The sequence below is a fragment of the Mesorhizobium sp. Primo-A genome, from assembly GCF_003997175.1.
GTDB lineage: Bacteria > Pseudomonadota > Alphaproteobacteria > Rhizobiales > Rhizobiaceae > Mesorhizobium > Mesorhizobium ciceri.
Genome location: NZ_RZTG01000041.1, coordinates 1 through 8,588, shown reverse-complemented (window position 1 = coordinate 8,588; position 8,588 = coordinate 1). Strand labels below are relative to the sequence as shown.

General features: G+C 60.4%; 10 protein-coding genes. 3 read left to right on the top strand and 7 right to left on the bottom strand.

Features of this window, described 5'->3' with window-relative positions; genetic code table 11:
* The 6 genes from EOC83_RS32375 to ccoN all read right to left on the bottom strand — a co-directional run.
* Positions 1 to 349 (bottom strand): FixH family protein (locus EOC83_RS32375; protein WP_127326040.1); only part of this gene is annotated, 349 nt, incomplete at its 3' end.
* Positions 346 to 1,905: a cytochrome c oxidase accessory protein CcoG gene (ccoG, locus tag EOC83_RS32370; protein WP_063170860.1), complete on the bottom strand. Its 1,560-nt coding sequence runs from the start codon at positions 1,903 to 1,905 to the stop codon at positions 346 to 348. The genes EOC83_RS32375 and ccoG, both read right to left, overlap by 4 nt.
* 186 nt (positions 1,906 to 2,091) lie before the next feature.
* Positions 2,092 to 2,955, bottom strand: a complete 864-nt coding sequence (ccoP, locus tag EOC83_RS32365) for a cytochrome-c oxidase, cbb3-type subunit III (RefSeq protein WP_063170485.1) — start codon at positions 2,953 to 2,955, stop codon at positions 2,092 to 2,094.
* Between the two features lie 2 nt (positions 2,956 to 2,957).
* On the bottom strand, positions 2,958 to 3,107 hold the full coding sequence (locus EOC83_RS32360) for a CcoQ/FixQ family Cbb3-type cytochrome c oxidase assembly chaperone (protein ID WP_013525000.1): 150 nt from the start codon (positions 3,105 to 3,107) through the stop codon (positions 2,958 to 2,960).
* 13 nt (positions 3,108 to 3,120) lie between these two features.
* Positions 3,121 to 3,852, bottom strand: coding sequence for a cytochrome-c oxidase, cbb3-type subunit II (gene ccoO / locus EOC83_RS32355; protein ID WP_013525001.1), 732 nt, complete (start codon positions 3,850 to 3,852; stop codon positions 3,121 to 3,123).
* 11 nt (positions 3,853 to 3,863) lie between these two features.
* A complete protein-coding gene (ccoN, locus tag EOC83_RS32350; protein WP_013525002.1) occupies positions 3,864 to 5,474 on the bottom strand; it encodes a cytochrome-c oxidase, cbb3-type subunit I in 1,611 nt (536 codons plus the stop codon).
* Positions 5,475 to 5,720: 246 nt separating this feature from the next.
* Here ccoN and EOC83_RS32345 point away from each other — a divergent pair, with 246 nt between their 5' ends.
* Entirely contained in the window at positions 5,721 to 6,137 is a 417-nt protein-coding gene (locus tag EOC83_RS32345; protein ID WP_013525003.1) for a hemerythrin domain-containing protein, read from the top strand.
* 52 nt (positions 6,138 to 6,189) lie between these two features.
* Here the strand turns inward: EOC83_RS32345 and EOC83_RS32340 are convergent, their stop codons facing one another.
* Entirely contained in the window at positions 6,190 to 6,918 is a 729-nt protein-coding gene (locus EOC83_RS32340) for a Crp/Fnr family transcriptional regulator (protein ID WP_063170859.1), read from the bottom strand.
* A gap of 157 nt (positions 6,919 to 7,075) precedes the next feature.
* Here EOC83_RS32340 and hemN point away from each other — a divergent pair, with 157 nt between their 5' ends.
* Both hemN and EOC83_RS32330 read left to right on the top strand, forming a co-directional pair.
* Positions 7,076 to 8,425, top strand: coding sequence for an oxygen-independent coproporphyrinogen III oxidase (gene hemN / locus EOC83_RS32335; RefSeq protein ID WP_063170484.1), 1,350 nt, complete (start codon positions 7,076 to 7,078; stop codon positions 8,423 to 8,425).
* A gap of 63 nt (positions 8,426 to 8,488) precedes the next feature.
* Positions 8,489 to 8,588 (top strand): pilus assembly protein TadG-related protein (locus tag EOC83_RS32330; RefSeq protein WP_164762434.1); only part of this gene is annotated, 100 nt, incomplete at its 3' end.

Sequence of the window (8,588 nt, the reverse complement as noted above, 5' to 3'; positions counted from 1 at the left end):
TGACCGACTTGTCCTCTTTCTCGTAGGCGGGATGGCGAAACAGCACCTTGACGCCATGCAAGGGAACCGGCTTGCCGGCGGCGTCGGTGAGGCCATAGCGAACTTCGCCCCATGCGATGGTCAGCCTGCCGGTCCAGCCAAGGGCTGCTTGCGCGCGACCCTCCTCGGCCTTCTTGTTGAATTGCTGGCTCGCCACATAGGTGTTCTCGACGACAAGGCCGGTCCAACTGGTGTTGGCGAGCGTGGCCATCGTCAGATTGACCGCGATGACCACGCCGAAGAAGGCAAGGATGGTGAACAGCATGTGCCTGCCGGTGAATTCGCGGGTTTTTTCAGCGTTAGCGGTCATCTGGCGATCTCCGGCGCGTTGAAGGTGGCGGTGTATTCGTCCGCCTCGAAGCTCGACTTGTCCTCGACACGGAACGTGAAGGTTTGCGCTGCGCCACGGATTTGGTCGGCCGGCTGGCGCACGAAGACCTTCAGCATTTTCAGGCGATCGGGCTCGACCGGGATGGCAAAGGAGCGACCCGCCTTGATGTCGTCCCCGACCACGCTCATTTCGCCTCCTTGCAAGCCCTGCATGGTGACAACAATGATCCGCGGCTCGGGGATCATGTTGAGCAGTTTGACGGTGTAGCCGTTGCGGATCGAGCCGTCGGACAACGGTACGAATTGCGGATTGCGGTCGTGCAGCACATTGACTTCGAGCCTGTCGCGCGTCAGCAGCGAATAGAGCAGACCCAGGCCGATCAGCGACCACAGACCCATGTAGACGTAGGTGCGTGGCCGGAAGATCTTGCTGACATGGAAATGCGCCACCTTGTCGGAGAACAGGCCATCAGCGGTCCTGACCAGCGACGGGTTGACTGAACTGGAGCCGCCCGCGGTCGCCAGCATCATGTTGGCGTTGTAATCGGAGAGCGTTGCGTAGGAAATCAGTCCGCGTTCCCTGCCGAGCTTGCCCATGACGCCGTCGCAGGCGTCGATGCAAAGCGCGCAGGTGATGCATTCGAGCTGCTGGCCGTCGCGAATGTCGATCCCCATCGGGCAGACCGCGACACAGGCATTGCAGTCGACGCAGTCGCCGACCGACTGTCCCGCGGCTTGCACCGACTTGGCATGACGCGAACGCGGTTCGCCGCGCCAGTCATTGTAGGTGACGGTGAGCGAACTTTCGTCGAGCATGGCCGCCTGGATGCGTGGCCATGGGCACATGTAGGTGCAGACCTGTTCGCGCATCAGCCCGCCGAACGTATAGGTCGTGGCCGTCAGCACGGCGACGGTGATGTAGGCAACGGGTGCCGCGGTGCCGGTAAAGAGTTCGCCAACCAGCGTCGGCGCATCGGCAAAATAGAAGATCCAGGCGCCGCCCGTCGCCGCCCCTATGCCCAGCCAGATGGCGTGTTTCGATGCCCGCAGCGCAAGCTTGCGGGCGGTCCATGGGCCGGCATCGAGTTTCATGCGTGCGTTGCGATCACCCTCGATGGCGCGCTCGACGACCAGAAACAGATCGACCCATACAGTCTGCGGACATGTATAGCCGCACCAGGCGCGACCGATAGTCGACGTGATCAGGAAAAGACCGACGCCGGCCATGATCAGAAGGCCGGCCACATAGTAGAATTCCTGCGGCCAGATCTCGATGAAGAAGAAGTAGAAGCGCCGGTTGGCGAGATCGAGCAGCACGGCCTGGTCCGGGGCGAACGGGCCACGGTCCCATCGCAACCACTGTGTCAGGTAGTAGATACCGAGTGTGATCGCCATCACCAGCCACTTGAACCGACGAAAGTTCCCTGTTGCCCGTTTCGGGAATATCTTCTTGCGCGCGGCATACATCGGCTGGCGCACCTTGGCGGAATTGGCCGCTTCGGCTTCGAGCCGCTCTACCTGCGTATTGTCCAGCACATGCATCTCCACTCGCGCAGGCGACAATCTGCCCATGCCCAGGCTGCCAGCGTAGGCAAGTCTTGGCGCGGGGCGGGGGCAGGCGCGTTGATGCAAGTCAATTACCGGTGCCGAATATAGGTCGAGGCCCGGCATGGCCGGGCCTCGTCGCTTGGCTGGCGAAGGGTGGGAACAGGTCCCCGCTTCCTATTCCCCACCACCAAGCGAATGGATATAGACGGCGAGTTCCTTGACCTTGGTCTCGCCCAGGCGTGCGCCCCAGGCCGGCATGACGCCCTGTTTTGGCGCACGGACCTGTGCGGCGATGGCTGTCTCACCGGATCCATAGAGCCAGATCGCATCGGTCAGGTCGGGCGCCCCGAGCTCCTTGTTGCCTTTTGCATTGTCGCCATGACAGGCCACGCAATTTTCGGCAAAGACCTTGGCGCCGGGCTCGACGAGGCTGGCATCCTGGACCTTTCCCGACAGGCTGGCGACATAGGTGCTAACCTGAGCGATCTGGTCAGTGGTTATGATGTCGCCAAAGGCAGGCATTTCCGACAGGCGCGTCTCCGCATCGGACGCAAAGCGGATGCCGTGCATAATCGTCTGCTGGATCTGCTCGGCCTTGCCGCCCCACAGCCAGTCGTCGTCGTTGAGATTGGGAAAGCCCTTGGAACCTTGGGCGCCGGAGCCATGACATTGTACGCAATTGACCTTGAAAGCGGCGCCACCGGCGGCGATTGCGAATTCGCGCAGGCCATCGTCCGCGGCGATCTCCGAGACGCTCTTGGACGCCACCGCCGAGATGTATTTGCCCTTGGCGGCTTCAGCCGCAGTCAGCTCGTTCCTGACTTCGTTGCGGCTGGAATAGCCGAGCAAACCCTTCGTCGCCGAGTGCAGCAGGGGCCATGCCGGATAGGCGATGGTGTAGCCGATGGCCCAGACAATGGTGATGTAAAACGTGATGACCCACCATCTGGGAAGCGGGTTGTTCAGTTCCCGGATGCCATCCCATTCGTGGCCGGTGGTCGAGACGCCGGAGATTTCATCGATATGCTCGTCGCTCATGATCACTCGTCCTCAAGGGGAATCCGGGCAGCTTCGTCGGCCAGCTTGCGGCTGCCGGGGCGGAGCGCGAAGGCAGTCGCGCCGACAAAGAAAAGCGCCATGGCGACCAGGCCCCAGCTGTCGGCAAACTCTCGCATCAAATTGTAATCCATGGGTAGAACTCCCTCAGCGATAGCCCGCGGCTTCATCGTAGTTCTTGAAATCGACCAGCGTGCCGAGCATCTGGAGATAAGCGACAAGGGCATCCATTTCGGTGACCTGTTGCGGGTTGCCGTCGAAGTCGCCGATCTTGGCTTTGGGGTAGCGGGCTTCGAGGCCGGACGTGTCGGCGTTGGGATCGGCTTGCGCCATCAGGTCGGCATTGGCGCGGGCGATCATGTCATCGCTGTAGGGGACACCGACACGCCTGTTGGCAACCAGATGCGTCGAGAAGTCCTCCACCTCGATCGGCGTGTCTTTGAGGAACGCGTAGCTCGGCATGATCGATTCCGGCACCACCGAACGCGGATCCGTGAGATGCTCGACATGCCACAGATTCGAGTAGCGGTCGCCAACTCTGGCGAGGTCCGGCCCGGTACGCTTCGATCCCCACTGGAAAGGATGATCGTACATCGACTCGGCAGCCAGGCTGTAGTGACCGTAGCGCTCGACTTCGTCGCGGAACGGCCTGATCATCTGGCTGTGGCAGAGGTAGCAGCCCTCGCGCACATAGATGTTGCGCCCGACAAGTTCGAGCGGCGAATAGGGGCGCATGCCTTCCACCTTCTCGATCGTGTTGTCGAGATAGAAGAGCGGTGCGATCTCGACGATGCCGCCGACGGTCACCACAAGAAGAGAGCCAACGAGAAGAAGCGTGGCGTTCTTCTCGATGAGTGCGTGTCTGTCCATCAAGCCCATTGTCTGGCTCCTTATTCGGCAGGCTGAAGGGCGGGAACAGAGCCGGGCATCGGCTCCTCCTCGCGCTGGTATCCGAGGATGGTCATGGCGATGTTCCAGGCCATGATCAGGGCGCCGGAGAGATACATTGCCCCGCCAATGGCGCGCATGAGATAGTAGGGATGCATGGCGGCCACGGTTTCGGCGAAGGAATAGACCAGGAAGCCCTGCTCGTCGTATTCACGCCACATCAGGCCCTGCATGACGCCGGAAACCCACATGACGGCGGCGTAGACAACGATCCCCAGGGTCGCCAGCCAGAAGTGCCAGGTGACGAGCCTCAGCGAGTAGAGCCGCTCACGGTTCCAGAGCTTCGGCACCATGAAGTAGATTGCGCCGAACGAGATCATGCCGACCCAGCCGAGCGCACCGGAGTGCACGTGGCCAATGGTCCAGTCGGTGTAATGCGACAGCGAGTTGACCGTCTTGATCGACATCATCGGACCTTCGAAGGTCGACATGCCGTAGAAGGCGATGGCCATCACCATCATACGGATGATGGGGTCTGTGCGCAGCTTGTCCCAGGCGCCGGACAGCGTCATCAGGCCGTTGATCATGCCACCCCATGACGGCATCCACAGCATGATCGAGAACACCATGCCGAGCGTCTGCGCCCAATCGGGCAGGGCGGTGTAGTGCAGGTGATGCGGCCCGGCCCAGATGTAGAGAAAGATGATCGCCCAGAAATGGATGATCGACAGCCGATAGGAATAGACCGGCCGGTTCGCCTGCTTGGGCACGAAGTAATACATCATGCCGAGGAAGCCGGCAGTGAGGAAGAAGCCGACGGCGTTGTGGCCATACCACCATTGCGTCAGGGCGTCCTGGACCCCGGAAAAGGCGGAGTAACTCTTTGAGCCCAGGAACGAGGCCGGCATCGACAGGTTGTTGATCACATGCAGCATCGCGATGGTCACGATGAAGGAGAGGTAAAACCAGTTGGCGACGTAGATGTGCGGTTCCTTGCGCTTGAAGATCGTGCCAAGGAACAAGATCAGATAGGCGACCCAGACGATGGTCAGCCAGATGTCCACGTACCATTCGGGTTCGGCGTATTCCCGGCTCTCGGTGATGCCGAGCAGATAGCCGGTCGCGGCCATGACAATGAAAAGCTGGTAACCCCAGAACACGAACCAGGCGAGATCGCCGCCGAACAGGCGCGCGCGACAGGTGCGTTGCACGACGTACAATGACGTGCAAAGCAATGCGTTGCCGCCGAATGCGAAGACCACTCCGGACGTATGCAGCGGCCGCAAACGGCCGAAGTTGAACCAGGGCTGGATGTTGAGATCGGGGTAGGCAAGCTGCAGCGCGATGACCACGCCGACAAGCATGCCGACGACACCCCAGAACATGGTGGCGATGGCGCCGTAGCGGATTGGACCATCCATGTAAGCGGATGGGTCAATCGGAGCGGCCACCTCGAAATTCGTGTTGCGGATGAGGATGGCGACAAAACCAAGCAACACAAAAAACAGCACCCACATATGCTGTCGAAAGGGCTGGTCCACGCCGAAGCCCGCGGCCACCAGGGCTGCAAATGTGAAAAGGCTCAAAACGAAGATTTGCGTGCCGAACTTCATGAGCTATCCCCGACCTCGGATTCCGATGCGCGGACGCCAATCCGCATAGACACCAATTCAGCAGTCGCGTTGTCGCCGCCTTGATCCATGTCAAAGCCCAGCCCCTTCTGAGTGGGCAGCGTGGTCTTGCACTCGGAGGCCGCCCTTGAGCCGGAAGAAGGGGCTGGGATCGTCGCTGTTCGAAGCAGGCGATGAAAATCCCGCACCGACTGATCGATCCAGCAGGGAAGTGGTCCAGCCGCGGTGATGAAGCGCGCGCACAGGGAAAAGCTGCAGCTCTGCGACGCCCTGGAAAGAATGGCGGGCGCCTTGCCCGGCGTCGATCGCCTGGAGTGTCTCGGCGCGGCCAACGCGATCGTTCCGCTGCTGCGCAACATTGATCAATACGAAGAGACGGTCATCTTTCCCGCCTACGAGGATGCCGTGGTCAGCAGCAATGCGAACCTTGCCTCAACCCGGCGATTGCGGGCCGAACATATGGAAGACGAATGCGTTGGCGGTGAGGTGACCGAAATTCTGCTGGCCATCGGTCATGGCGAGGCGGTCGAAAACCCCGAAGCCCTCGGGTTCATGTTGCGCGGCCTGTTCGAGAATCTGCGCCGGCACATCGTGTTTGAACGCGAGCATGTCCTGCCGATGATCGGGATCGTCGATCGAGACTAGAGTTGACGCAATTCCGGACGGAAAACTGTTTCAGCCTTTTCCTGGAATTACTCTAGGCTCCGGAGCGGCTCGCCAACCGGGCAAGGCTGTCCACAGTCACATGGCGGTTGTTGTCGATCCGGATCACGCCGTCTGTCCGCAGCCGGGTCAACTGGCGGCTCACCGTCTCGATTGTCAGGCCGAGGAAATCGGCGATGTCGGCACGTGTGAGAGGCAGTTCGAAGCTCGTCGGATTGGTGTTTGGATCGAGCGTGGGATCGATGTTTCTGGCAATCATCAGCAGAAAGCTCGCCACTTTTTCCGCAGCGGTCTTGCGTCCCAGCGTGACCATCCAGTCGCGTGCATCGTCGAGTTCGTTCAGCGTCTGCTTGAGCAGGCGGTGCTCGAGATCCGGCGACTCCCTCATCATCCTTTCGACGGAAGCCCTTGGAAACGAACACAGGGAGACGGCCGTTGCCGCTACCGCGTTGATCACGCTTTCCACCTTGAACGGCCGTCCCAGAAAATCGGGGGCAAACTGAAGCGCGACAATCTGCTGGCGCCCGTCCGAAAGGCTCTTCGTCAGCTTCACGACGCCGGAAAGCACGTTGGAATAGCTGTCGACGGTTTCGGCGTCGCCCATCAGTTCTGACCCCGGTTCAACGGTGTGCTTTGACGAGGTCTTGGCGAGCCCGACCAATTGATCGGGATCAAGGGCACCGCAAATGCCGCGATGCCTTGCCTCGCAGGATTGGCAAAGCACGGGAATACCGGCACTATGAACATCCTGACGCACTGTCATCACGATCGTCCGAGGATCCAGGGTATCGGCAAGATAAGCATCGGCCATTGAAAAAGCCTTGTGGCAGTTTGTCCGGTGCAAAGGCTTTGACCGAAATCAAGGTATCGGCGTGCCGTTGCGGTCATTTTCCGGGCCATGCAACCACAGGAATGGCGAGATGCGACCGGAACTAGCTGCCAGACTTGGCGAGAACGTGCCGCGCTACACGAGCTATCCGACCGCGCCGCATTTCCATCCGGGGGTCGATGCCACTATCTGTCGAGGCTGGCTGGAGGCGCTGGAGAACGGCGACGAGATTTCACTCTATCTGCATATTCCCTTCTGCGACAGACTCTGCTGGTTCTGTGCCTGCCACACCAAGCAAACACGTCACTATGAGCCGGTAACTGCCTATCTCCGCTCGTTGCACGCCGAGATCGCCACCGTTGCCCGTATTGTCGGCGGCAAGGCTGGCGTGCGCGCCATCCACTTCGGTGGCGGCTCTCCGACGATGCTGAAGTCCGAGGACATGGTGGTGCTGGGGAAAGCATTGCGGGCCAGCTTCGATTTCCTTCCGGACGCCAAGATCAGCGTCGAAATCGATCCCAATGATATGGACGACGCCCGTCTTGATGCGCTGGCCGAGATCGGCATGACCCGGGCGAGCCTCGGCGTCCAGGACTTTGACCTGAAGGTACAAAAGGCAATTAACCGCGAGCAAAGCTTTTTGCAGACCAAAGCGGTCATCGATGGCGTTCGTTCGCGCGGCGTCGAATCGGTCAATCTGGACCTGCTCTACGGCTTGCCGCACCAGACCAGGGAGAGCGTCTCCTCAACCGTCGCGCAGGCACTGACCCTGGAACCGGATCGGATGGCGTTGTTTGGCTACGCGCATGTACCCTGGTTCAAGAAGCATCAGACGATGATCGACGAGGCATGGTTGCCTGGTCCGGCACAGCGCCTTGCTCAATCACAACTGGCCGCGTGTCTTATGCTGAACGCGGGGTATGAGCCCGTCGGCTTCGACCATTTCGCCAAGCCCAACGATGCGTTGGCTGTAGCGGCCCGAACCGGCTGCTTGCGCCGGAATTTCCAAGGCTATACCGAGGATCGCTGCGAAACCTTGATCGGCCTCGGCCCATCGTCCATCAGTCAATTTCGCCAAGGCTATGTGCAGAATATGCCATCGAACACGGAGTATGGACGCATGGTCTCAGACGGTGGGCTGGCGGCTGTCCGCGGCATCGCGCTTTCCGACGACGACCGCGTCCGCGGCTGGATCATCGAGAGGCTGATGTGTGATTTCGCCTTCTCAGCCATCGAGCTGGTGGAGCGTTTTGGCAAAGCCGGCCAGAGGCTTCTGCTGAAGGCAAGTTCCACGGCCCTTCATGATCCGGCGCGGTTGCTTGAACTTGATGGTGACCGCTTCGTCGTGCCGGCGGAAAGCCGGCCCTTTGTCAGAAGCATCGCAGCGAAGTTCGACAAATATCTTGAAACCGGCAAAGCCAGGCACTCGGTGGCGGTCTGAGCCGCTCAGAAATGCTCCCACGTCTGAATTGTAGACCGGTTCGCGCGTTCCCATGACGGTTCGATGGCCCCGTTGTTTGTTTTCATGCTGGCGCCCATCATCACCGCCATCGGGTTCTCGGTCGACTATACCAGGGCGGTCCAGACCCGGTCCAACGAGCAGC